Raw genomic sequence first — 23,703 nt, 5'->3', positions numbered from 1 at the left:
GAACAGTGATGAGCCGAACGGACCGGGCGCTGCCGCGGACGATCATGGCCGCACTGGCGGTCCTGGTCGCCGTCCTGGTGCTCTCCATCGGCCTCCCGGCCGTCGCCTCGGGCACGCCGGCCACCCCCCTGGCCCAGGCACCTGAGGACCCCGGTTCGCAGGAGGACCTCGAGGGCGAGACCCCGGAGAACGTCGCCCATCGCCCGGTGGTGCTGCTCGGCGTGGCCGGCCTGGCATGGGAGGACATCACCTCGACCACCCCGAACCTTGGCCTGCTTGCGCAGGAGTCGAAGGCCTCCCTCATCGTGCGTTCGGTGCGCGCCAGCGCCTGCCCGGCCGATGGGTGGCTGGGCCTGTCCGCCGGGAACCGGGCCGGGGACCTCGACGGCCGCTGCCGCATCCTCACCGAGCCCGGGGAGGACGGCGTGGTGCCGGGCTGGCAGGACTACCTGGACTCGGCCGCCGAACTCAGCTACCGGGCCCGCCCGGGCACGTTCGGTCAGGCGCTGGCCGACCAGCAGATCACGGCCACCGGCATCGGCCCGGGCGCGGCGATCGCGCTGGCCGACCCCGAGGGTGTCCCCGCTGACCACCGGGCGCGGGCGGGCGCCGGGGGGGACCTGATCGACCAGGTCAGCGAGGCGGTGGCCGCGACGGACCTGCTGGTCATCGACGCCGGGTCGCTGCGACCGTTGCCGACCGAACGCAGGGAACGCTTTACCGACGAGAACCAGCCGATGATCAACCCGATGGACCCGGAGGTGTACCGGGCTGAGCAGTTGGAGTTGCTCGATCGGCGGGTCGGCTCGGTGCTGACCGGACTGGACCGGGCCGGGGTGGACCCGATCGTGGTTCTGGCCGGCCTGGCCGACGACGGCTCGGCGGGCCTGCGGGTGCTGTCCATCACCGGGGCGGACGGCGAGGTGGGCCTGGGCATCAGCGCGGCCACCCGGCAAAGCGGCTACGTGATGGTCACCGATGTGTTCCCCTCGCTGCTGTCGATGCTCGACGGCGAACCGGTGGGCGGGGACGTGATCGGCTCGGCACTGCGCATCGAGCCGACGGACCTGGATGCCACCGAGCGCCGCGAGCAGCTGATCGAGCAGGCCGTCCACGCCCAGGCCGTGCGCCCGATCACCCCCACCTACTACCTGGTGCTGGTGCTGATGAACCTGGCACTGTTCGCGGCCCTTGCCGTGGGCCTCAAGCGTCCCGCGGCCGAACGGGTGCGCGAGTTCCTGCAGCGCCGGGTACCCGCGGTGGCCGCCCGGCTCACCGCCTTCACCGTGCACCGGCGCAAGGTGTTGCGCGGTCTGCGGATCGCAGCCCTGAGCATCGCGGCTCTCCCGGTGTCCTCGTTCCTGGCGAACATGATGCCGTGGTGGCGCAGCACCCCACCGGCACTCGGATTGGTCGCCTACATCGCCCTGTTCGTGGCCGCCATCGTCACGATCGCCCTGGTGGGGCCGTGGCGCCGGCACGTGCTGGGCGCCCCCACCGTGGTGGCCGGGATCACCGCGGCGGTGCTCACCGTGGACATCGCGACCGGCGCCCGGTTGCAGGTGGATGCGGTGATGGGGGTTTCCACGCTGGTGGCCGGGCGGATGTACGGGATGAACAACACCGCCTTCACACTGTTCACGGTGTCCACGCTGATGGTCACGATCACACTGGCCAATCACCTGGTCCAACGCGACCGACGGGTGCTGGCCGGGGTGATCACCGGCGTCCTCGGAGTGGCGGCGGCGATCTTCGACGGCGCACCGGGCCTGGGCGCGGACTTCGGCGGACCGCCGGCACTCCTCCCGGCCTTCGCCCTGCTGGCGCTGATGGCTGCCGGGATCCGGTTGTCGGTACTGCGGGTGGGGGTGGTGCTGGGAGGTTCGGCGGTGGCCACGATGGCCTTCGCGTTCGTGGACTGGTTGCGCCCGGTGCAGGACCGGACCCACCTGGGCGCCTTCTTCCAGACAGTGCTCGACGGCGGCCTGTGGGACGTGGTCTGGCGCAAGCTGGGCCAGAACCTGGCGATCCTGTTCGGAAACACCCCTTTGACGCTGCTGGCCCTGAGCGGGGTGCTCACGGTGGTGTTCGTGTTCGCCCGCCCGATCCGCGGAGCGATCCGCGACCCGGGGATCCCCGACTCCCTCTCCCGCGGCACCCCGCTGGCGCATATGGCCAAGGCCGCCCCGATGTTGCCCGCCGGGATCATCGCGATCGCGGTCGGGCTGGGTATCGGCATGGCCGTGAACGATTCCGGTGTGGCGATTCCCGCGGTCGGTGTGGCGGTGAGCGTGCCCCTGCTGGTCGCGGCGAGTTGCACCTGGATGCTGGGCCTGTCCAGCACCTCGCGCGTGAAACTCGGTGCCTACGTGGGAGTGCCCGCACCCGCCACGACGGCCGAGGAGGACGCCGGCGGCACCCGCGACGCGCTCACGCCGGACTCACGCCCGAGGACGACGTAACCGGCGAAGGCGAAGGCCTCACCCGACCGGGGCGGCGCTCCCGGGGACCGGGGGTGGGCTGTTCAGTTCTGCCCGGGCCCGCCGTGACCGGTTCCGGGGTTACTCGGCCTTCGCGCCTTCATCCCCGTGCGCCGCGCCATCGACGCTCTGCGGCGCGCCGTCGTCGGCGCGGTCCGTGCCCTCGGCCTGGGAAGAACCGGCCGTCTGAGCGGCGTCCGCCGCGGTCTCACCGACATGCTCGGTCATCTCGCCGTCACCTTCGGCTGGTTCGGAGACGTCGGCCACCACGGCCTCCTCCGGGCGCGGCCCCGACTGCACCGACGTGGCGGTCACGATCCCGCCCTGAGCGGTCTCGGCGGTGTCGATCTCGCGCACCACCTTCTGCTTGTAGTGCCGGAACCGGCGGGTGGCGATCGCCACCGCCACGTCCCGGTACTGGGCCGCGCGGTGCAACTGTCCGCGCAGATCGTTCCCACTGGGGCGGTGACGTAGGTCGCAGGGCACCTCCACCACGGCGAAGCCCTGCATCAGCACGTCGATGCTCATCCCCACCTCCACCCCCCAGCCCCGGGCCAACGGGGTGGCGGCGTCGAAGGCCTCACGCGTCATGCAGCGTTGCCCGGACAACGGCTGCCGGGGAGTCCACCCGGTGGCGCGCTGGATCGCCTTGCGGGCCCGGCCCGTCACCAACCCCCGACCCCCGGCCCCGGCCTGCGGCGGCAGCACCGCGATCGACATATCCGCCCGACCGGCCACGATCGGGGGCACCAGGGGCGCCACGTTCACAGCGGTGGCACCCAGATCCGCATCGACGAAGAGCAGCAACCGGGCCGGCCCGTCCTCGAGGTCGCGCATCGCGACCACGGAGGCACCTGTCTCCATCGCCGAGGCCTTGCCCCGGTTCTGGGAGTGCCGCACCACCACCGCCCCGGCCGCGCGAGCGGCATGCTGGGTGTCGTCCTCGCTGCCGTCATCGACCACGAGCACAAGGTCCACGTACGGGATGGCCCGCACCGCGTAGACGGTCTCGGCGATGCGCTCCGCCTCATCCTTGGCGGGGATCACCACCGCGACGCGTTGCTCGCGGGCTTGACCGGAGGCTTCTGCACGCGCGGCACGTCCGGCCGTGCGTCGTCGGATCACGCGCAGGGGCCGTCGGCGCTCGCTCGATGGTTGCTCCCCGCTCACGAATACCAGCCTAATGGGCTAGGGCAGGCAATGCAGGATGACCTGCCGGGGGGCGGGAGTTCAAAGGCGCGCGTGCCGCACACCATGGAAAGGTCAACGGAACGAAAAGGTAGCGTCGCTGGAATGCCCGGTAGGCATCAGCGATTCCGCGGCGTACGTCGGTGCCGGGCCGGCTCGCCCGGGTGCGGTGGTGCGAGCCGGGTCTACCGCAGCGTGACCTGGCGCGAGACCAGGGAGGCGCGGGCGCGGCGCTCATCCGGTCCGAGTTCACCGGTCCGGGCCAGTGCCTCGGTGAGCCGCTCCTGGAACGGGGGCAGCAGTGGCCCCAGCTCATCGGCTTCGCTGCCCCGCACCAGCTCCCACACCGGGATCACCAGAGCACAGGAACGGAACGTACCGATCAGGCGGGTGCCCTCCTCCAGCACCGACTCCCCGGTGGCGTGCAGGCGAGCGAGCGCATCGAGCAGTTCCTCCTCCGGTTCCGGCCGGGACCAGCGCAGGTACTCCCGCCCGCTCATCCGGCACCAGTAGGCACCCTCCACACCCGCCACCTTGACCGTGGGCACGATCGACTCGGCGAACTGCTCCAGCGCGTCCTTGACCTCGCCGGTGATCTCCTCCTCGGGGTCCAGGGCGTAATCGAAGTTGTCGTGCAGGGTGACCTCGAAGTCCACCGAGGGGTCCAGCACGTCCTGCAGCCTGGGACCCTCGGGATCCAGGTCCACCTGGGTCAGGGCGGTGCCGGGCTCGGCCTCGAGGGCAGCCAGCAGCGCGGTGGCCACGTCGCGGCTGGCGTCGGCGGAACTGGACGGCGTCTGCAGCGCGACCAGGATCTGCCCGTCCTTGCGGTGCATCGCGGCGAGCAGGCCGGGCAGCAACGTGACCACCGTGACGTCCCGGGACCCGTACTCGGCGGTGGTGCGCGCCGTGGCCGTGGCCGCGGGCACCACCTCCCGCAGCGCCACCCAGTCGACCTCACCGGGCAGTCCCTCGAACGCGCGCAGCGGGCGACTCACCTCACCCTGCTGGAACGCTTCCTGCGCGGCTTTGCGCGCAGCACGCCGCGCAGCCACCTTGGGGTTGACTTCCTTGGACCGTCCTTTGGAGCGTTTCGCCATAACCCCACACCCTAGAGCAGCGCTGGCCCGCGCCCGCCCGGGGGTGGCAGGATCGATCCATGCATGAACGCGCCGGAACCGTGGCCCTTCCCGAGGACTTGATCGACGTCGACGCGGTGGTGAGCGCGTACTTCGACGTCACCCCCGATCCGGGCGAAGCGAGCCAGCAGGTGTCCTTCGGTACCTCCGGGCACCGCGGCTCCAGCCTCGACGGTGCCTTCAACGAGGACCATATCGTGGCCATCACCCAAGCGATCGTGGAATACCGCGCCGACCAGGGCATCGACGGCCCGCTCTACCTGGGCCGGGACACCCACGCCCTGTCGGATCCGGCGGCCCGCACCGCGCTGGAGGTGCTGGTGGCCGGCGGGGTAGACGTGCACATCGACGCCCGCGACTCCTACACCCCTACCCCGGCGCTGTCGCACTCGATCCTGCGGCACAACGGTGCCGGGAGCTCCGAGGGGGTGCGGACCCGCGGCCCGGGACGGGCGGACGGCATCGTGGTGACCCCCTCGCACAACCCGCCGCGTGATGGCGGCTTCAAGTACAACCCACCGCATGGCGGGCCCGCCGATTCCGATGCCACCGGCTGGATCGCCGATCGTGCCAATGAACTCCTTCGCAGCGGTATCGGCAGCGTCCCCCGCGTCCCGTACGAGCAGGCCAGTGCCGGCGAGCGGGTGCACAGGCACGACTTCATGCTCGCCTACATCGACGACCTGGAATCGGTGCTGGATATGGAGGCGATCCGCTCCTCCGGAGTACGCATCGGGGCTGACCCGATGGGTGGTGCCTCAGTTGAGTACTGGGGCGCCATCGCCGAGCGCTACGGACTGGACCTGACCGTGGTGAACCCCCAGGTGGACCCGCGGTGGGCGTTCATGACCCTGGACACCGACGGCAAGATCCGGATGGACTGCTCCTCACCCGACGCGATGGCCTCCCTGCTGCACACCATGGCCGCCGGTGGGGGTTCTGCCCCCTATGACATCGCCACCGGCAATGATGCCGACGCCGACCGGCACGGCATCGTCACCCCCGACGGCGGGTTGATGAATCCCAACCACTACCTTGCCGTGGCGATCGACTACCTGTACCGTAACCGCCCCGACTGGGCGGCGGGCACCGGGATCGGCAAGACGCTGGTCTCCTCGGCCCTGATCGACAAGGTCGCTGCGAGCCTGGCACGAGACATGGTGGAGGTTCCGGTCGGGTTCAAGTGGTTCGTGCCCGGCCTGCTCGCCGGCTCGCTGGGATTCGGGGGGGAGGAGTCGGCCGGCGCCTCCTTCCTGCGCCGTGACGGCTCGGTGTGGACCACGGACAAGGACGGCATCCTGTTGGCGCTGCTGGCCGCGGAGATCCACTCGGTCACCGGCCGGTCCCCGTCCCAACTGCACGAGGAACAGGCGGCCATGTTCGGGGAGAGCTGGTACGCGCGCGTGGACGCCCCGGCCACCCGGGACCAGAAGGCGACGCTCGGCCGGCTCAGCCCGGAGGCGGTCACCGCCACGGAACTGGCCGGTGACCCGATCACGGCCCGACTGGTGCGCGCCCCGGGCAACGACGCCCCGATCGGGGGGTTGAAGGTCACCACGGAGAACGCCTGGTTCGCCGCCCGCCCCTCGGGCACCGAGGACGTGTACAAGATCTACGCCGAGTCCTTCGTCTCCGCCGACCACCTGGAGCAGGTCCAGCAGGCCGCGCGCGGCGTGGTCACCGACGCGCTGGCCACCTGACACCTTCCGCGGTCCGACGTAACGTCGTCTGCCCCGGGTTCAGGTGCTCAGGCTCTGCCCCGGGGCCAGCACCATGAACTCCCCGCCACGCTGGGCGGCCACCTCACCGAGGCGGTCATAGACGATGCCGCGACCGGGCTCTGAGGCATGCACCTCGTGGATCGGGATCACCCTGGACGCCTGCGCGGCGAGCACGTAGTCCATCACCTCACCCAACTTCAGCCAGGGGCCGCTGATCGGCGCGGCCAGCACCGCCACCGGCCCGGTGGGTGCCTCCAGGCTGTCTCCGGGGTGGTAGAAGTCCTGGCCGACCCGCACCGTCAGGTTGTCCACCTGCGGGATGCTGTGGTGGATCGGCGCGTGCAGCCCGCCCCCGAAGGTGACGTCGAACGGCCCGAACCGGCCGTTGGTGCCGGGCTGGACCACCTGCACCTCGACCGCGGGCAGGGCCTGGGCGGCACCTTCCGGACCAAGGATCGGTGCGCCCGGGTTCGCCTCCTGCAGTGCCTGCAGATTGTCGGTGCCCGCGTGGTCGGGGTGCTCATGGGTGAGGATCACCGCGACCACGCCGGTGAGTTCGGGAAGCGTGGTGAACGAACCCGGGTCGATGACCAGTCGGGCGGCCTCATCCTCCAGCGCGACGCAGGCGTGTGCGTACTTCGTGATCTTCATCGTTCACCCCACTCATCCCGTCGGCCTGGGCCGGACCGCCCGGCCCGGCGGTATGCGCTTGTCTGCCTACAGGGGGACCCTACTGCCTGTGCTTGCGCCGAACCGCCGGATGTGGACCAGGTCCGGTGCGCAGATGCTGCGGACTCAGGCCCAGGCCGAGCGCACGTCACCCTCCGTGGACTGGTAGGTCTGAGCGGAGGCCTCCACCCTCCCGGCCAGCACCCCGAGCAGATCCACCATCTCGGTGATCTCGATGTCCCACTCTCGTTGCCGCCCCTGGTAGGCCTGCGCGGCGGCACCGGTCCACTCCGTTTCCAGCGGACGCAGCTGCGCCACCATCCCGTCGAGGAGTTCGCGCATCGCGGTGGTGGCGGCCTCGAGGTCGTCCGCCGCCTGGTGCACCACATCGAAGGTGACGACGATCGGCTCGCTCATTCCGTGCTCCTCCTCACTCCGGGCCCAGGCCGCGCAGTTGCTCGGCGGCGTCGGCGGCGCGCTCCATGCTGGCGCGCAGGTCGGCGAAGGCCTCGTTGAGTTCGGAGAAGCGCTCGCCACCGGTGGCCTCATCGTGCTCGGCCATCTCGGCGGTGATCGTCACCAGGTTCTGGGCGGTCACGTCCTGGATCCGCTGGGCCAGTGGGGAGTCGTCCTCTCCGGAGAGCACCGCGGCCAGGGTGGTCTCCCCCCGGTCGATCCGGCCCTGCAAGTCCTGCCAGTCACGCCCGTGCTCCCCACGCCGGGCAGCAGCCGCCCGCTCGGCATCCATCTGCCTGCTCTCCTGGGCGAACCGCTCCCGCTCGGCGGCCTGCTCCTGCGCGGTCTGGCGGGCGTCCTCGGTGGCCGCGCGGATGTCGGCCAGCAACTCGTCGATCTCACTGCGGTCGAAACTCATGGTTGGACTCCGAATGCCGTGGCGGTGGCCGCGTCTCCGGCGGCAACCGTGCGTACCCGGTTGACGTGGGAGATGCTCTGCGCGATGAGCTTGATCAGGTAGGCCAGGCGGGTGAGCACCACGATCACGCTGCGGAACCGCTCCACGGTGTCCACCACCGTCTGGATCAGCCGGATGCCCTGGTTGATCTTGCGGATAGCGGTGGCCGAGCTGATCACGCCATCGATGGCCCCCACTGCCCAGCCCACCACCGGTACCGCCATCTGGGCGGCCGCGCGGGTGAGCCAGTCCCCCAGGAAGCCCAGGATGCCGGCGATGGCCTCGGCGGTGGACTTGGTCAGTTCCACCAGCGCCCCGGTCACCTCGGCCATCGCCGCGCAGCCCTCGCCGTACTGGGCGAAACTGTCCCCGATCTCCTGCATACGCCCGGAATAGGCTTCAGCGGCCTCCCCCGTCCAGCCGGCCGGGTTCGCCGCCGCGGCGAAGTTGCGGCCCACCGCCTCCGAAGCGTGCTGGGCGTGGCTCCACGCCTGCTCCCCCGAGGAGAGACCCACCCAGTCGCCGGCGATGGGCTGCACGAGACTTCGGATCGCCGAGGTCCCGGTGAGTTGTTCCAGCAACCAGTCCAACCCGCCCAGCAACGGTCCGGCCTTCCACCGCAGCCCCTCGCCGAAGTCATCCGTGGAGGGGGTGGGGCTGACCAGGCCCAACGAGGCGTTTTCGAGTTCGCGTACCGTCATCGGTCCTGTGCCCAATCGTGAGAGGCGGTGTTGTCCGGCCCACCGGCCGTAGCGCGCACCGTCTGCAGGGACTCCCCCGTCTCCATCGCGGCATTGACCGCGTCGTAGGCCCCCCGACTCTGTCCGTACAGCCCGGCCACGTCCTGACCCGCCTGCCAGGTACGCACGCTCATGTTGTTGTCCACCCAGGAACTCGCGTACGGGGCCTCCGGGGCCCTGCTCGTGGTGGTCAGGCCGCTGTCGTAACTTTCCCCCCACGCGGCGTACTGGCGTTGCTCGAACCGGTCCCGCAGGCTGGAGGTGGCACCGTGCTGGCCCCAGCGGTCGTCCGCGGCCTCCCAGGCAGAATCCACGGCGTTGTTCATCATGACGTCGAAGGGGCGGCGCACCCGGAAGTTGTCGAAAGCCTGCACCCCACCGGGTAACTCAGTGCGCGGCATTACCCGGTTGGCGTAGCCGTCGGCACCGGTCTTACCGGCACCGTCGACCAGGGAACGCGTGGTGTCGATCGAACTGACGGTGTGCTCGCGCAGATTGGACCAGATGCCGGAGCCCTCCGGCGCCTCACCGGGGCCGATCACTCCGGTGGCCGGAGGCAACTCCACACCGGAGCCCGGAGGCGGTGCGGCCGGGACGTCGATTCCGGAGCCCGCGCACGCATCCTCCAGTCCGGCCCGGCACTCCTCATCGGCGTCCAGGTAGGCCTGCCTGGACTCCTCGGCCACCTGGGCGACGGCTTCGCACACCGCCTTACCCTGGGCGAATCCCTGTACCGCGTTCTCCCGCCCGGAGTCATACATCGGTGCCAGGAAGGCCATGATCAGCCCGCCTACGTCGTTCAGCGTGGTGTGGCTCTCCAGGTGGCCCCTGATCGCGTCAACGTGCTCACCCTGGCGTTCGGCCAGTTGTCTGATGAGTTCGAGCGTGTCGGGATCGACCATGAACTCCGTCATTCAAACCTCCGGTCACCACAGGGAACTCCCCGCCACAATGGTTCGCACGCTACTGCGGGCGCTACCGGCGCGGAATGGGGAGAGGTACCCATCAGCACCGCGATCGCTACAGTGCGTTCCCATGCGCACGGTACGGAGCATCGGCAATGCCGCCTTGGCCGTGTGGCTGGCACTGGCGCTCACCGTGGCCCGGATCGCCCCGATCGCGCTGATGTTCGCGCTCGTCGCCGTGCCCTACCGGGTGGCGGGGACGTTGGTGGTGATCGTCGGCGTGGTGCTGGTGGTGCACACCGTCTCGGCGGCCCGCGCAGCCGTGCTGGATCGTGGCGACCACCAGGCCCTTCCCGACGACGACTACGTGGTGCAGGTGGCCGAGGAGGCCCGTGCACAGGGCCTGCCGGTGCCCACTGTGCTCCACCTGGAAGGCCGGTCGGACCGCGCACAGGATCCCGTGACCATCCGCGGATGGCGCTGGTGCTTCGTTCTCACCCCTGCCGGGGTGGACCCGCGGGACCTGGTCCATCAGGTGGGCCCCGACCTGCGCGATGGCACCGCCAGGATCCGGGTGCTGCTGTGGGCCTTCGATCTGGCGGTCACCGACTGGCGGGTGGTCCTGCGGATGATGGCCACCCCGTTCCGCAAGGGCGTGCGCACGGACCTACGCCTGTACCTGTTCCCGCTCCTGCTGTTGTCGCCGCTGGCCCTGACCGGGTACCTCATTGCTCGGGTGCTCGGCGCGGTCACCGGGATGCTGCTGCCCCGCCGGTTCCGCCGCGCCATGCCCGCGCCCGTCTCGGCCGGTGTCCGGGCCGAGCCCGGCAGCCATGATCCCGCCCTGCCCGAGGTCGGGCCCAGCACACCGAACTGGCGGCGCGTCCCCGACCTGCGCCCGATCGAGTCCCTGCTGGGTCCCAGCGCCCGCGTGATCATCGCGCTGCTGGTCACCCTCCCCGGGACCTACCAGGGCCTGGGTGTCCTGCCCGCTGAACGCACCGCATGGGCCTGGGAGGAGGGCCCCGCGTGGGCGGAGGTGGTCGATGTGGTCCATACCGAGCGCTCCGACGGACTGTTGGAACAGTTGGGGATCCGGCACAACTCGACGTGGCGCCCGCAGGTCGCCCTGCCGGACGCCTCACATGTGTGGCTGGCGGAGGGCACCACCCCGGTGGAACCGGGTGAGTCGATCCAGGTCATGTCCTGGACAGCCGTGGACGGTGAACACCACCGCCACCCGCGGCAGACGTCATGGACCCGGTACATCGTGATGAGCCTGCTGATGCTGGGGGCTTCGGTAGGCCTCTCGCTACCGTTCGCGACCTCCTTCCCCACGCTCCTCGGGCTAGCGGGCAACATCAGGCTGCGCCGGCTCGACCATGACCAACGCGTGCTGACCGGCCGCCGGCACCGTCGTCGCCGGCCCTGGAGCCGCCTCGGCAAACGGTTCGCAGACCTGCTGTGAGCGCCGAAGCCCGCCGGGATGGCCGGCGCACCGATGTCGCGACCCCGGGTAGCAGTCCGGGGCCGCGGCACGCAGACTGCTGGGTAGGGGAAGCAGCGCCGCACCGAGGCAGGACGGAGTGATCCATGGGCTGGGACCGCGAGCAGGCACGGCAGGTCAAGGCGCAGGCAGCCGACTACGTGACCGACCTGGTCGGCCATCTGGACGTGACGATGGCCCACCGCTACGGAGGGTCCACGATCGGGACGATCCCGGGGCCGGCCACCGTGGGGATCGCACTCGGCCTGGCCCCGGCCGCCGACGGTTCCTACCGGTTGGCGCTGCGGTACCGGCTGGGCACCCCGACGGCCAGGATGGCCGCCCGCCGCCTGAGCGAGCAGTTCGGGCCGGACCTGGACGTGCGGCACACCGGCAGGGTTCGTGCGTGGCCCGGTCCCGCACTGGCCGGGGTGGGGTTGCCCCGGTCGATCGCAGCCGAACTGACCGAGCGCACCCGGCCGTTACGGCCCGGACTGTCGGTTGCGCACACCGGTGTCAGTGCCGGCACGCTGGGGGCGTTCGTGCGCCACGAGGGGGCTGTGCACGTGCTGTCCAACCACCACGTGCTGGTCGGGGAGGCCGGAACGCTCGGTGATCCGGTCGTGCAGCCCGGCCCTGCCGACGGCGGCACGGATCCGGCCGACCGGATCGGCGCCCTGGCAGGGCTGGTCGACCTGGTGCCCGGTCAGGTCGCCACGGTCGACGCCGCCATCGCCGCCCTCGAGCCGGACCTCGCAGCAGAGGCTGTCACCGCCTACCCCGGTGGTGAGCTGACCGGCACCACGCAGGTGGACGGCGGAGAGCAGGTGGCTAAGATCGGGCGCACCACCGGGCTCACCCACGGCGTGGTCACCGCGATCGAACTGGATGGTCTGCTGGTGGACTTCGGCCCCGGCCTGGGCACGCTGGCCTTCGACGGCCAGATCGAGGTGGAGGGCACCGGGGCGGACGCCTTCTCCGCCGGCGGGGACTCCGGATCGCTCGTCTACCTCATCGAGGAGACCTCAGCGGTGGGGCTGCTGTTCGCCGGCAGCACCGGCGGGGGGAGCGCCGGGCAGGGGCTGACCTTCCTGAACCCGATCCAGGAGGTCCTGACCCGTCTGGATGTCTCCTTGTTCGCCAGGGACGACGGCGCACAGCCAGCGGCCCCGGACCGGCACCGTGGAGAGGGAGCGGGACCGTGACTACCGGATCGCCCCGAGGCGACGAGGCGCCGGCCGGGGTCCCTCGAGCGCAGGCGCACGAAGCGAAGGAAGCGCTCGGGGCCGCCTTGGCCGATGAACCGGGTGTGTGCGGGCTGGGCCTGGGCCGGGCCGACGACGGCGGGTGGGTCGTGGTGGTCAACGTCGCCGGCGTGGAGGTCGGTTCCCGTATCCCCAGCCGCGTCGGGGCGACCCCGGTGCTGACCCGGGTGACCGGCACGATCCGCGCGGCCGGCGAGCCCGGCCGCGCCACCACGTGCGGGAACAGCGACGAGTGACCGCCGGTGGGCGATCCGCGCGGGCCGGAGAGGCGGGGGTTTGAAAAAGTCCGGGCCGCCGGTGGCGGCGGTTCCGTACGCTGGACCGTGTGAGTGACTCCGCGATGTACCGCCTGCGCACCCGGCTTGCTCGGTGGATCGACCCGGACACCCTTCCCGCTCCGAGCAGTTCGGGGACCGTATCCCCCGGCTCCGCCGGCACCGGCACCGCCCTGGTCATTGCCGGCGGTGGAGCCCGGTCCAGTTTCGAGATCGGCGCACTGAAGTACCTGTACCGGCATCAGCAGTTGGACCCCGTGGTGATCAGCGGCACCTCTGCCGGCTCTATCCTGGCCGCGGTGCTGGCCCAGCACTCAGACGCCGCGGACCAACTCCGGGCGCTGGAACAGATGGAGGAGATCTGGGCGCAGATGCGTCAGTCCTCGGACATGTTCGCCGAGCAGGAGTGGTTCACCGCTCTGCGCGAGCACATCCCCACCTGGCGCAAGGTGGTCGAGTTGCGTCAGCGGCGGGCCAACCGCGCCTCCCTGGCCGCGGGCCTGGCGGACCTGCTCGCCAAGCCACGGGAGGCGGTGGCCCGGATCACCGGAGACCGCGAGAACGGGGAACAGCCGTCGCACGCTCACGGCACCCACGGTCCCGGCCGCGGCCAGGTCGCCGAGGCTGCGGCCGTGGAGGTGGCCGCTGCGGCGAGGATCACGCCCGCGGCCGGCACGGAGGAGGCCGCACCGGCGACCGAGATCAACACCGGTACCGACACGCCACCTGAGCACGAACGGCACTGGAGCCCCGCGCACGCACTGGAGACCCTGAGCACCCTATGGGAGGCCGGCCGCTCGAGCACCGATCTGGAGTTCATCCTGCGCGGCGCCCAGCAGCAACGCTCCGCCTTCCGCCCCGGCACGATCGTGGACCGGCTGCTGGACCCGGAGGTGTTCTCGGCCGAGCGGCTGGGCCGATCCGCACTGGACCTGCGCGTAGCGGTGGTCGGCCTGGAGAGCGGGGAACTGCGGTACATCGACCAGCACGGGCGCCTTCGGGACAGGTCCGACGCCGTGCTGGCCGACCTGCAGCCGGTGGGCATGTTCGAGGCGGTGCTGGCCTCCTGTTCGATCCCCGGGGTCTTCCCCCCGGTCCCGCTGGCCGGTGAGCACTACATCGACGGCGGGGTACGCGAGAACGTGCCGGCCGCCATCGTCCTGGACCGCGGGGACGTGGACCAGTGCTTCGTCGTCGTCGCCGCTCCCGAAGGGGTGGCCACCATGTCGGACTTCGCGCAGAAGGACCTGATGGAGATCCTGATGCGGTCCACCGCGCAGATCGGTCCTGATGAGATCCAGCGTGACGAGGTCCGGTACGCCCGCGAACGCGGGGCGGTGGTGATCCAACCGGAACTGGACATCCACGACATGGTCACGATCGACCCAGGGCTGGTCTCCATCGCGATCGACTACGGCTACCTGCGCGCTGCGGACGTCTGCGAGGCGGCGGAACCGGCCCGGCAGGAACGCACCCGCAACGTGATCCAACTGCGCCGACTGATCTGGACCAGTGAGGACGAGGCGTTCGGACCCGACGCCACCGGCGAGCCGACCATCGAGGACATCGCGGAACTGAAGATCCAGTTACGGGACCTGATCGCCGATCCCGGGTCGGCGCACCTGCCTCCGTCCGCCGACCAGTGGTGGCGCACCTGGGAGCGGCACCCGTTCGCCATCGAGGCCACACCCACCTGGTCCGGCGCACTCCGTTAGGCACCCGGCGTTCCAGGGCTCGCGTGAGGCCGTGAGCCACCTCACGCAGGCGGGGACTGGCCCTCGATCGCGTCGGGCGCTCCTGCGCCGTGCAGCGGCAGTTCGGCGTGCACGCTGAAGCCTCCATCGGACAACGGGCCGGCGTGCAACCGGCCGCCGGCGAAGGTGGCCCGCTCGCGCATCCCGCGTAGCCCGAAGCCACCCGCACGAACGTCGGCCGAACCATCGCCGGGCGGATCGGACGGAGCAGGACTCGATGCGGCGAAAGTACCGGGCCGAGGACCGTGGACCACCGATCCGGGGTTGCGCACATCGATCACCAGCACGTCCTGCCCGACCTCGATCCGCACGTCCACCGGCGCGCCGGGAGCGTGCCGCACGGCGTTGCTCAGGGCTTCCTGCACGATGCGGTAAGCACTGATTCCGGTCACGTCCAGGACCGCCTCATCGTCCAGATCACCTTGGACGTCGAACGACACGACGGCGGCACTGCGCCGGACGTTCTCGATGAGTTCGGGGACCCGACTCAGCGTGGGCTGCGGTGCCAACTCCTGCTCGGCGTCCTCCTGCCGCAGGACCGCGAGCAGGTCGCGCATCTCGACCAGGGCGGTGCGGGCGGACTCGGTGATCTGATCGAGTTCGGTCCGTACCTCCTCGGTGACTCCCTCGACCCGGTAACGCAGGGTGGAGGCCTGGATCGAGATGATGGACAGGCTGTGCGCCACGATGTCGTGCAACTCCCGGGCGATACGTGTGCGTTCCTCCACCAACTGACGCCGTTCCTGTTCCGCAGCGGTGCGCTCCTGCTGCGCGAGCAGTTCGGCCCGGCTCATCAACGACTCCCGGATGAGGACCCCGAAGGTGGTCACCAGGGCCAGGACCGAGGCAGCGGTGAGCAGGTTCGGAAGGATCGGTCGCCACTCGTCGCGCACCAGCGCCACGACCGTCGCGCACAGTCCCGGCACCACCACGGCGAGCAAGCTGCCCACCATCGCGTAGGGCCAGCGCTCCCGCAGCGCCAGGATTGCGCACAGCAGCGATGTGATCACCAGCGAAACCACCGGGATCGGCCAGGGGAACACCTCCCGGCCCATCGTCAGCACTGTGGTGCCGCCGAGGGCGATGGTGGACAGTGCCACCGCAACCTTGGGGCGCTTCAGCGCAACCGGCAGGCTCACCGCGTGCAACATGGAGGCCACCAGGGTGAGGGGGACGAATGCACGGTACAGCGTGGGCATCGTCGCCGCGTTGACCGCCAGGGCCACCAACCCGGAGAGCCACACGAAGATGGTCAGCCACTGGCTGGAGAGCAAGCGCGAGCCCGGGTGCGGGATCGCGCTGTCGAACCACCGCGGAACCACCCGGTCCTTGTTGGGCTCACGCGTGCCCGTCCACCCGTCATCGAGGGAACGCTGGGACGCCGATTCCTGCTCAGTCATGGCCGCTCTACGCTACCGCTGAACCAGCAGCGCCCGACTACTCACCGCATCGAGGGACACCAACAACCGCACCAGGGCCGGCGTGGTCAGCAGCAGCACTGCGCCCAGCACGCCGTGCACCAGGGAATCGGCCAGGTGTGCGTGGAAGGGCACCTGCGGCGCCAGGAGCGGCAACAGTAGCGAGGCCAGACCCTGATAACCGGGCACAAACACCGACCACAGCCAGGAAGTCACCCCGCCGACGCCGGCCGCCAACCACGAGGCGGCGACGACGACGGTCGCCGTCCGCAGCGGCAACGCCACCACGACCGCATGCGTCATGTCCCGCCATAACTGCGGGTCGGCCACCATCCGGACCAGCCGCACGGGCCCGGTAGCCGACTGCCGGTACCGGGGGGCGGGGAACGAGTCCCCGGTGGTCCGGTCCAACAAGTCGCGCCCCTCCCGCGCGAAGCCGCTGGCGAGAAGCAGCGTGAAGCCCAGGATGGGGACCCCGGCCCAGGTCACCGCGGTGGCCAATCCGAGAGCGAACAGCGGCACCAGCAGGACGAAGCCCAGTACCGACAGGACGAAGGCGGTCAGGAGGTGGGCAAGGCCCCGAAACGTCCCCGTCCACGAGAACCGCGCCCACGCCGGACGGGCTGCCGGTGACGGCGCATCCGGAGTGGTGCCGTGTACCGGGCTGAGCGGAAGTTCGGTCTGAAGGGTCTGCACATACCGAACGTACGAGTAGGGGGCGTCGATGGCATCACCCTACGGAGCCACATCCCTGCTCATCCTCTGGGGTGATCGCCGGATACAGTCGACCCATCCCAACCGATCGGAGGACGGATGGCCACCGCCGCGATTCGCGTGCTCATCATCGACGACCAGGCGATGGTGCGCGCAGGCTTCGGCGCCCTACTCGATGCCCAGGACGGGATCGAGGTGGTCGGTGGGGCAGATGACGGGATCTACGCCGCCGACCTGGTCCGCGAGCACGACCCGGACGTGGTGCTGATGGATGTTCGGATGCCCAGGGTCGATGGTCTGGAGGCCACCCGGCAGATCGCCGCCCTGACCGACCACCAACCCCGGATCATCATCCTGACCACGTTCGACCTGGATGAGTACGTCTTCGACGCCCTGCGGGCCGGTGCCAGCGGATTCCTGCTCAAGGACGCCCCGGCCGAGGATCTGATCCACGCGGTGCGGGTGGTGGCCGGCGGGGAGGCCCTACTGGCTCCCTCGATCACGCGATCGTTGATCGCCGAGTTCGTCTCCCGACCGGCGCCCTCGGGCCCCGACGTCAAGGAACTGGCCGATCTGACCGACCGGGAACTGGAGGTGATGAGGTGGGTGGCGCGCGGTCTGTCCAATGGCGAGATCGCGTCCGAGATCTTCGTCGCCGAGCAGACAGTGAAGACCCACGTCAGCCGGATCCTCACCAAACTAGGGTTACGCGATCGCACCCAGATCGTGGTAGCCGCCTATGAGTCCGGCGTGGTCCAGCCCGGCTCCTGATCCGACCGGGTCACTCCGGAGTATCCCCTCGCGCCGCGCACGGCCTGACCGGCGCCGCGGCGCCCGTCAGTGCCGCGGCGACACGCCGAGGCACCGGCACGCCGGGCCCACTTTCGAAACCACCCGTGGTGGGCGATAGCGTCAGGGACATGGCAGTCTCCCCCTCATCGCTGGCTCGGTTGGGCCTACCGGTGTCGATTCGCGCGGCCCTGTTCGATATGGACGGCGTGCTGACCCAGACCTCAGCCCTGCACCGCAGCGCCTGGAAGGCCACGTTCGACCCGATCCTGGCCGCGGCTGGGCAGGAGGAGTTCACCGAGCGGGAGTACGCCGCGCACGTGGACGGACGGCGACGGTATGACGGGGTGCGCGCGTTCCTGAGCTCCCGCGGCATCAGCCTGCCCGAGGGTAGCCCCGCCGACCCTCCCGTGGCGGAAACCGTCTGCGGCGTCGGGAACCGGAAGAACGTTGCCGTCACCCGTGCCCTGGCAACCGAGGGTGTGCAAACCTTCCCCGGCACCGTGGCCTACCTCGAGGCCGTGCGCGCCGCCGGGCTCGCCACGGCTGTGGTCACCGCCTCGGCGAACGGGCAGGCTGTACTGGAGGCCGCAGGGCTGGGCGGACTGCTGGACGGACGCATCGACGGTGTGATCGCGGCGGAGCGCAACCTGCCCGGCAAGCCCGCTCCGGATACCTTCCTGGCCGGTGCCGACCTGCTGGGGGTCGCGCCCGAGCACACCGTGGTGATCGAGGATGCCATCGCCGGAGTGCAGGCCGGGCGTGATGGTGGCTTCGGCTACGTGATCGGGGTGGACCGGTTGAACCAGCGGGCCCAGCTGTCCCGGGCCGGCGCCGACGTGGTGGTGTCCGACCTGGCCGAGTTGATGGAGCAGGCATGATTCAGCACACCGCGCCGAACCCGTACGAGATCGACCCGTGGCGGGTGACCTACCGCGGCCTGGACGTGGACAACCTGGGCCAGTTGGAGTCGCTGTTCTCCCTGTCCAACGGGCACATCGGGTTGCGCGGGTCCCTCGACGAGGGCGAACCCCAGCACCTGCCGGGCACCTACATCAACGGCGTTCACGAGGAGATCCCGCTGCCCTACGCCGAACGGGGATACGGCTATCCCGAGGTCGGTGAGACTCTCCTCAACGCCACCGATGGCAAGTTGATCCGGCTGATGCTGGGGGACGCCCCGTTCGACATCCGCTACGGGCACCTGCTCAACCACGAGCGCACCCTGGACATGCGCGCCGGCACACTGAACCGGAACACCACCTGGGTGTCCCCGAACGGCAACACCGTCAAGGTCAACTCCCAGCGGTTGGTGTCCTTCACCCAGCGCTCGGTGGCAGCGATCTGCTATGAGGTCACCGCCCTGGACGAGGACCTGGTGGTCGCGCTGCAGTCGGACCTGTTGGCCAACGAGCCCGGCGCCACCGCCTCCCGTGACCCGCGCGCCGGTGCACTGCTGGAGCGCCCGTTGACCGGGGTGCTCGCCGCCGCCCGTCAGGCCCGGGCCACGCTGGTGCACACCACGAACCGCTCGGAACTGACGTTGGCGACAGCGATGGATCACATCATCGAGGTGCCCGACGAGTCCCACGAGACCATTGAGGCAGCCGGGGATCTGGCCCGCTACTCGGTCACCGCCCGCCTGCCCGCCGGTTCCACCCTGCGGCTGATCAAGTTCCTCGGCTACGGCTGGTCCCACCGCCGCTCCGCGCCGGCGCTCCGCGACCAGGTCGAAGCCGCGGTGTCCGTGGCCCGGCTGACCGGCTGGAAGGGCCTGCTCGCCGAGCAGGAGGAGTACCTCGATGAGTTCTGGAACCGGGCGAACGTCGACATCGAAGGGGACACCGGCCTGCAGCAGGCGGTGCGCTTCTCCATGTTCCACGTGCTCCAGGCCGGGGCCAGAGGTGAGGGGCAGGGCATCGCGGCCAAGGGCTTGACCGGCCTGGGCTACGACGGGCACACCTTCTGGGACGCCGAGACGTTCGTGCTACCGATGCTGACCTACACCGTGCCGCACGCGGTGCGCGACCACCTGCGATGGCGGCACACGATGCTGGACCAGGCCCGGGAACGAGCCCGGGAGTTGAACCTGGACGGGGCAGCATTCGCCTGGCGCACCATCACCGGGCGGGAGTGTTCGGGGTACTGGCCGGCCGGGACCGCCGCTTTCCACATCAACGCCGACATCGCCGATGCCACCGCCCGTTACCTGGCAGCGACCCAGGACGTCGACTTCGAGGCCGAGTTCGGTGTGGAACTGCTCGTGGAGACGGCACGGTTGTGGGCCTCGCTGGGGCACTTCAGCGAGGACGGCTTCCACATCGACGGGATCACCGGGCCGGATGAGTACACCGCGGTGGTCAACGACAACTTCTTCACCAATGCCATGGCCCAGCGCAACCTGCGTGAGGCCGCCTCGGCGTGCGAGCGCCGGATGGAAGTGAGCGCCCTGTTCGGGGTGACCGAGCAGGAGCGGGAGGCATGGCGCCGCGCCGCGGACCAGATGGCGCTGCCCTACTCCGAGGACGCCGGCGTGCACGAGCAGTCCGAGGGCTTCACCGATGGTGACGAGTGGGACTTCGAGGGCACCAAGGCGTCCCAGTACCCCCTGATGCTGCACTTCCCGTACTTCCAGCTCTATCGCAAGCAGGTCATCAAGCAGGCCGACCTGGTGCTGGCCATGCACCTGCGCGGTGACCTGTTCACCCCGGAGGAAAAGGCGAAGAACTTCGCCTACTACGAGGCGCGGACCGCCCGGGACTCCTCGCTGTCGGCCGCCACGCAGGCGGTCATGGCCGCCGAGACCGGCCACTTGGAACTGGCTTACACCTATTGGTCCGAGGTGGCGTTCGTGGACCTGGGGGACCTGCACGGGAACGCCCAGCAAGGCCTGCACATCGCCAGCATGGGCGGGGCGTGGCAGGTGGCGGTGGCCGGTTTCGGGGGGATGCGCGATCACGACGGCAAACTCACGTTCGCGCCCCGGCTGCCGGAGAAGCTGACCCGGATCCGGTTCCAGATGACCTTCGCCGGGCGGGTGATCCAACTCGACACCCGTCGAAACGGTTCATCCTCCCCGGAGGAGACCACATATGAACTGCTCGAGGGCCCGGCGATGCGCACCTGGCACCACGGGGAGAAGGTCCGCCTGGAGGCGGGGCGCCCCGTCACCCTGCCCGTCCCGCCCCCACCCCGGGTGGAGCCCGTGCGCCAACCCTTCGGCCGCGAGCCGCTGCACCGACGCGAACTCAACCCCCGGCCGGAGATCTGAGCGCACCCGGCGCCGGGCCGGCTACGGCGCCGGCCGGTACTTTGGCCGGATGAACCTGTCCCACGACCCCCACTGGCCCAGGGCCGGCCGGTGGGGCCCGCCCGAGGGCGATTGCGACGTCGTCATCCTCGGCCTGGGCACCCACCGCACGTCCCTCTCCCCTACCGGTGCGCACGCCACCCCGGCAGCGGTCCGCGCCGCATTGCAGCGCTACAGCACCGCCCTGGCCGATGGCACCGACCTTGCTTCACTGCGCATCGCCGACGCCGGCGACGTCCCCGAGCCCGACGGCGAGGGGGAGGCCGAGGCGGTGCGCGCGGTGTCCGTGGCGGCCGGGCAGGCACGCCTGCTGATCGCCCTGGGTGGGGACAACGCGGCCACCGTCCCGGCTGCACTGGGAACGTGGGGCAGCCGGGCCGGAAGCGCCGGACTGGTCACCCTCGACGCCCATCACGACCTGCGCGACGGGGTCTCGAACGGGTCCCCGGTGCGGCGCCTGATCGAGGAGGGTGGCCTGGACGGGCGGCGCGTGGTCCAAATCGGTATCTCCGACTTCGCCAACTCCGCCTACTACCGAGCGCGTGCGAGGGAGTACGGCATCACCGTGATCGACCGGGACGAACTGCACCACACCCCGATGGCGGAGGTCATGGACAGGGCGCTGACCATCGCCTCCGGTGGCGCCGGTCCGGTGCACGTGGACCTGGACGTGGACGTGTGCGACCGGTCGGTGGCACCAGCGTGCCCCGCCTCGGTGCCCGGCGGTATCAGCGCCCACGACCTGCGCGTCGCGGCCCGCTCGGCGGGGGCCCACCCAGCCGTGCGCTCGGTGGATATCACGGAGGTCGATGCGACCGCGGACACCACCGACCAGCGCACCGTGCGCCTGGCGGCCCTGTGCGTGCTGGAGTCCGCCGCCGGGTTGGCCGCCCGACGGCGGGGGGTCTCGGCGTAACCGCGCTGCGTGCCCGGCCCGGACGGACCGGCTCAGGTCGAGCCGCCCGCCAGGGCGGCTTCGAAGTGCCCCAGGACGTCCCGGCTGAACAGCACGAACCGCACCTGGGTGATGGCGTCGTCGTCGGCCAGGAACGCTCGCACCGCGCTCACGCCGACCCGGGCCACCTGCTCCGGATCCCACCCGTACACACCGGCGCTGATCGCCGGGAAGGCCACCGAGGTGGCGCCCACGCCCGCCGCCTGGCGCAACGAGTTGGTGAAGCAGGCGGCGAGCAGATCCGGGTCCCGCTGGCCGCGGTGGCGGTTCGGGCCCACCGTGTGGATCACCCACCGGGCGGCCAGGTTCCCGGCACCGGTGACGACCGCCTCCCCCACCCCGAGGCCGTCGGGGAGAGCCGTGTCGCGAAGCCGGCGGCACTCGGCGAGCAGGTCCGGCCCGGCTGCGGCGTGGATCGCGCCGTCCACCCCACCACCGCCCAGGAGTGAGGAGTTGGCTGCGTTCACGATGGCGTCGACGTCCTGCGCGGTGATGTCCCCGTGATGTGCACTGAGCATGGTGAGCGACCTCCCGGTACTGTCGGCGATGGGACCAGCGTGCCAGGACCAGCACCGGCGAACCAGCGGCCGCCGCGGCCCGGGCGCACCACCGGAGGCGGCCGAGGTGATCGGCTTCTGCGCGTCGAGCACGCCGGTTGCAGCACCGGGCCGAGATCATCGCACGGCGGTTGGAGCATCACGAAGGAACCGGGCCGGTCGCCGCCAGGAGAAGTGACGCAGCGAAGGAGAGATGGATGGTCGTCCGCGTAGGCGTGGTCGGTTACGGATTGCGGGGCAGCATCGCCAGGGAGGCCCACCGCCCCGGTGCAGGCTCGGTCGTCACCGCGGTATGCGACCCCAGTGAGCGCGCGCTGGCCGAGGCTGCCGAGGCGTTCGGCGAGGTGCTGCTGACGGCGGACCTGGAGGAGTTGCTCACCTCCGACGTCGACGCCGTCATGGTGCTCACCCCCGACCACCTGCACACCGCCCCGGTGCTGGCGGCGTTGGAGGCGAAGCTGCCGGTGTTCTGCGAGAAGCCGTTGACGGTGGACCTGGCCGAGGCCGATCAGATGCTGGCGACCGCCCGCCGCACCGGGACACGGCTGTACGTGGGACACAACATGCGACACCTGCCGGTGATCACGCTGATGCGCTCCCTCATCGAGCAGGGCCGCATCGGTGCGGTCAAGGCGATCTGGTGCCGGCACTTCGTCGGCCACGGCGGGGACTACTACTTCAAGGACTGGCATGCCGACCGGTCCAGGAGCCACTCCCTGCTGCTGCAGAAGGGCGCCCACGACATCGACGTGATCCACTGGCTCGCCGGCGCACCGGCCACCCGGGTGCAGGCGATGGGGGCGATGAGCGTGTACGCACACAACCCCGACCGCACCGATCGCAGCGGGCAACGGATGACCGACTGGTGGTCCCTGGAGAACTGGCCGGCCACCGCCCACACCGGACTGAACCCGGTGGTGGATGTGGAGGACCTCTCGCACGTCCAGCTCGCACTGGGCAACGGGGTGCTGGCCACCTACGACCAGTGCCACTACACCCCCGACTACTGGCGAAACTACACGGTGATCGGCACGCACGGACGCATCGAGAACATGGGCGACACACCTGGTTCCCAGGTGCATCTGTGGAATCGACGCCACCAGGGCAGCGCACCACCCGATGAGACGTTCGAGGTGCCCGCGGCCGGGGGCGGTCACGGCGGGGCGGACCGCCTGCTGGTCGATGAGTTCCTCCGGTTCGCCGTCGAGGGTGGCATCACCTCCACCTCCCCGGTCGGCGCCCGCGATGCGGTGGCCGCCGGCATCATGGCCACCCGGTCGCTGCGCGAGGGTAGCGGCGTCGTGGAGGTGCCCGCCCTCGATGCCGAACTGGTCGACTACTTCGCGGCCGGGCAGCCCGGTCCGGCGGGAGAGTAGGCGAAGTGACCGGCCGCCCGGGCCGGCGAGCGGCGGACTCGCCCACGCA

21 protein-coding genes are annotated in these 23,703 nt (G+C 70.6%); 11 read left to right on the top strand and 10 right to left on the bottom strand.

Going from position 1 to position 23,703, the window contains the following annotated elements; translation table 11 throughout:
* Positions 1 to 8 precede the first annotated feature (8 nt).
* Positions 9 to 2,462 carry a hypothetical protein gene (locus ACPL7H_RS13885; RefSeq protein ID WP_424786539.1) on the top strand — a complete coding sequence of 818 codons (2,454 nt, stop codon included), beginning with the start codon at positions 9 to 11 and terminating at the stop codon, positions 2,460 to 2,462.
* Positions 2,463 to 2,561: 99 nt separating this feature from the next.
* Here ACPL7H_RS13885 and ACPL7H_RS13880 read toward each other — a convergent pair whose 3' ends face one another.
* Together ACPL7H_RS13880 and ACPL7H_RS13875 are read right to left on the bottom strand one after the other, a co-directional pair.
* A complete protein-coding gene (locus ACPL7H_RS13880; RefSeq protein WP_424786540.1) occupies positions 2,562 to 3,650 on the bottom strand; it encodes a glycosyltransferase family 2 protein in 1,089 nt (362 codons plus the stop codon).
* 203 nt (positions 3,651 to 3,853) lie between these two features.
* On the bottom strand, positions 3,854 to 4,768 hold the full coding sequence (locus ACPL7H_RS13875) for a DUF5926 family protein (protein ID WP_424797468.1): 915 nt from the start codon (positions 4,766 to 4,768) through the stop codon (positions 3,854 to 3,856).
* Positions 4,769 to 4,827: 59 nt separating this feature from the next.
* Between ACPL7H_RS13875 and pgm the strand changes: the two genes are divergently transcribed.
* Positions 4,828 to 6,507 carry a phosphoglucomutase (alpha-D-glucose-1,6-bisphosphate-dependent) gene (gene pgm, locus ACPL7H_RS13870; protein ID WP_424797467.1) on the top strand — a complete coding sequence of 560 codons (1,680 nt, stop codon included), beginning with the start codon at positions 4,828 to 4,830 and terminating at the stop codon, positions 6,505 to 6,507.
* A gap of 39 nt (positions 6,508 to 6,546) precedes the next feature.
* Here pgm and ACPL7H_RS13865 read toward each other — a convergent pair whose 3' ends face one another.
* From ACPL7H_RS13865 to ACPL7H_RS13845, 5 genes are all read right to left on the bottom strand, one after another.
* Positions 6,547 to 7,179 carry an MBL fold metallo-hydrolase gene (locus ACPL7H_RS13865; protein ID WP_424786543.1) on the bottom strand — a complete coding sequence of 211 codons (633 nt, stop codon included), beginning with the start codon at positions 7,177 to 7,179 and terminating at the stop codon, positions 6,547 to 6,549.
* A 144-nt stretch (positions 7,180 to 7,323) separates the two neighbouring features.
* Positions 7,324 to 7,614, bottom strand: coding sequence for a WXG100 family type VII secretion target (locus ACPL7H_RS13860; RefSeq protein WP_424786544.1), 291 nt, complete (start codon positions 7,612 to 7,614; stop codon positions 7,324 to 7,326).
* Between the two features lie 13 nt (positions 7,615 to 7,627).
* Positions 7,628 to 8,071: a hypothetical protein gene (locus tag ACPL7H_RS13855; protein ID WP_424786545.1), complete on the bottom strand. Its 444-nt coding sequence runs from the start codon at positions 8,069 to 8,071 to the stop codon at positions 7,628 to 7,630.
* A complete protein-coding gene (locus ACPL7H_RS13850) occupies positions 8,068 to 8,811 on the bottom strand; it encodes a hypothetical protein (RefSeq protein WP_424797466.1) in 744 nt (247 codons plus the stop codon). The genes ACPL7H_RS13855 and ACPL7H_RS13850 overlap by 4 nt, the downstream gene beginning before the upstream one ends.
* Complete coding sequence (locus tag ACPL7H_RS13845) at positions 8,808 to 9,764, bottom strand: hypothetical protein (RefSeq protein WP_424786547.1); 957 nt, start codon at positions 9,762 to 9,764, stop codon at positions 8,808 to 8,810. The genes ACPL7H_RS13850 and ACPL7H_RS13845 overlap by 4 nt, the downstream gene beginning before the upstream one ends.
* Before the next feature lie 121 nt (positions 9,765 to 9,885).
* Here ACPL7H_RS13845 and ACPL7H_RS13840 point away from each other — a divergent pair, with 121 nt between their 5' ends.
* The 4 genes from ACPL7H_RS13840 (at position 9,886) to ACPL7H_RS13825 (ending at position 14,496) form a co-directional block, all read left to right on the top strand.
* A complete protein-coding gene (locus ACPL7H_RS13840; RefSeq protein ID WP_424786548.1) occupies positions 9,886 to 11,223 on the top strand; it encodes a hypothetical protein in 1,338 nt (445 codons plus the stop codon).
* A gap of 125 nt (positions 11,224 to 11,348) precedes the next feature.
* A complete protein-coding gene (locus ACPL7H_RS13835; RefSeq protein ID WP_424797465.1) occupies positions 11,349 to 12,446 on the top strand; it encodes a hypothetical protein in 1,098 nt (365 codons plus the stop codon).
* Positions 12,443 to 12,742, top strand: a complete 300-nt coding sequence (locus ACPL7H_RS13830) for a hypothetical protein (RefSeq protein WP_424786550.1) — start codon at positions 12,443 to 12,445, stop codon at positions 12,740 to 12,742. Before ACPL7H_RS13835 ends, ACPL7H_RS13830 begins: the two co-directional genes overlap by 4 nt.
* A gap of 89 nt (positions 12,743 to 12,831) precedes the next feature.
* Positions 12,832 to 14,496 (top strand): patatin-like phospholipase family protein, encoded by a 1,665-nt coding sequence (locus tag ACPL7H_RS13825; RefSeq protein ID WP_424797464.1) that lies wholly within the window; start codon positions 12,832 to 12,834, stop codon positions 14,494 to 14,496.
* A 41-nt stretch (positions 14,497 to 14,537) separates the two neighbouring features.
* On the opposite strand, the gene ACPL7H_RS13820 is transcribed toward ACPL7H_RS13825, so the two are convergent.
* On the bottom strand, positions 14,538 to 15,935 hold the full coding sequence (locus tag ACPL7H_RS13820; RefSeq protein ID WP_424797463.1) for a sensor histidine kinase: 1,398 nt from the start codon (positions 15,933 to 15,935) through the stop codon (positions 14,538 to 14,540).
* A 12-nt stretch (positions 15,936 to 15,947) separates the two neighbouring features.
* Positions 15,948 to 16,649 (bottom strand): sensor domain-containing protein, encoded by a 702-nt coding sequence (locus tag ACPL7H_RS13815; RefSeq protein WP_424797462.1) that lies wholly within the window; start codon positions 16,647 to 16,649, stop codon positions 15,948 to 15,950.
* 117 nt (positions 16,650 to 16,766) lie between these two features.
* On the opposite strand from ACPL7H_RS13815, the gene ACPL7H_RS13810 reads away from it, so the two are divergent.
* The 4 genes from ACPL7H_RS13810 (at position 16,767) to ACPL7H_RS13795 (ending at position 21,682) form a co-directional block, all read left to right on the top strand.
* A complete protein-coding gene (locus tag ACPL7H_RS13810; protein WP_424797461.1) occupies positions 16,767 to 17,438 on the top strand; it encodes a response regulator in 672 nt (223 codons plus the stop codon).
* Between the two features lie 149 nt (positions 17,439 to 17,587).
* A complete protein-coding gene (locus ACPL7H_RS13805) occupies positions 17,588 to 18,337 on the top strand; it encodes an HAD family hydrolase (protein WP_424797460.1) in 750 nt (249 codons plus the stop codon).
* Entirely contained in the window at positions 18,334 to 20,727 is a 2,394-nt protein-coding gene (locus ACPL7H_RS13800; RefSeq protein ID WP_424797459.1) for a glycoside hydrolase family 65 protein, read from the top strand. The genes ACPL7H_RS13805 and ACPL7H_RS13800 overlap by 4 nt, the downstream gene beginning before the upstream one ends.
* Before the next feature lie 49 nt (positions 20,728 to 20,776).
* Positions 20,777 to 21,682 (top strand): arginase family protein, encoded by a 906-nt coding sequence (locus ACPL7H_RS13795; protein ID WP_424797458.1) that lies wholly within the window; start codon positions 20,777 to 20,779, stop codon positions 21,680 to 21,682.
* 32 nt (positions 21,683 to 21,714) lie between these two features.
* Here the strand turns inward: ACPL7H_RS13795 and ACPL7H_RS13790 are convergent, their stop codons facing one another.
* On the bottom strand, positions 21,715 to 22,239 hold the full coding sequence (locus ACPL7H_RS13790; RefSeq protein WP_424797457.1) for an O-acetyl-ADP-ribose deacetylase: 525 nt from the start codon (positions 22,237 to 22,239) through the stop codon (positions 21,715 to 21,717).
* Positions 22,240 to 22,475: 236 nt separating this feature from the next.
* Between ACPL7H_RS13790 and ACPL7H_RS13785 the strand changes: the two genes are divergently transcribed.
* Positions 22,476 to 23,654 (top strand): Gfo/Idh/MocA family protein, encoded by a 1,179-nt coding sequence (locus tag ACPL7H_RS13785; protein ID WP_424797456.1) that lies wholly within the window; start codon positions 22,476 to 22,478, stop codon positions 23,652 to 23,654.
* Positions 23,655 to 23,703 lie beyond the last annotated feature (49 nt).

Origin of the sequence: Pseudactinotalea sp. Z1732 (genome assembly GCF_049724975.1) — a bacterium.
Lineage (GTDB): Bacteria > Actinomycetota > Actinomycetes > Actinomycetales > Beutenbergiaceae > CALKWS01.
The sequence above is the reverse complement of the archived record's forward strand: the minus strand, read 5'-3'. Positions and strand labels throughout refer to the sequence as shown.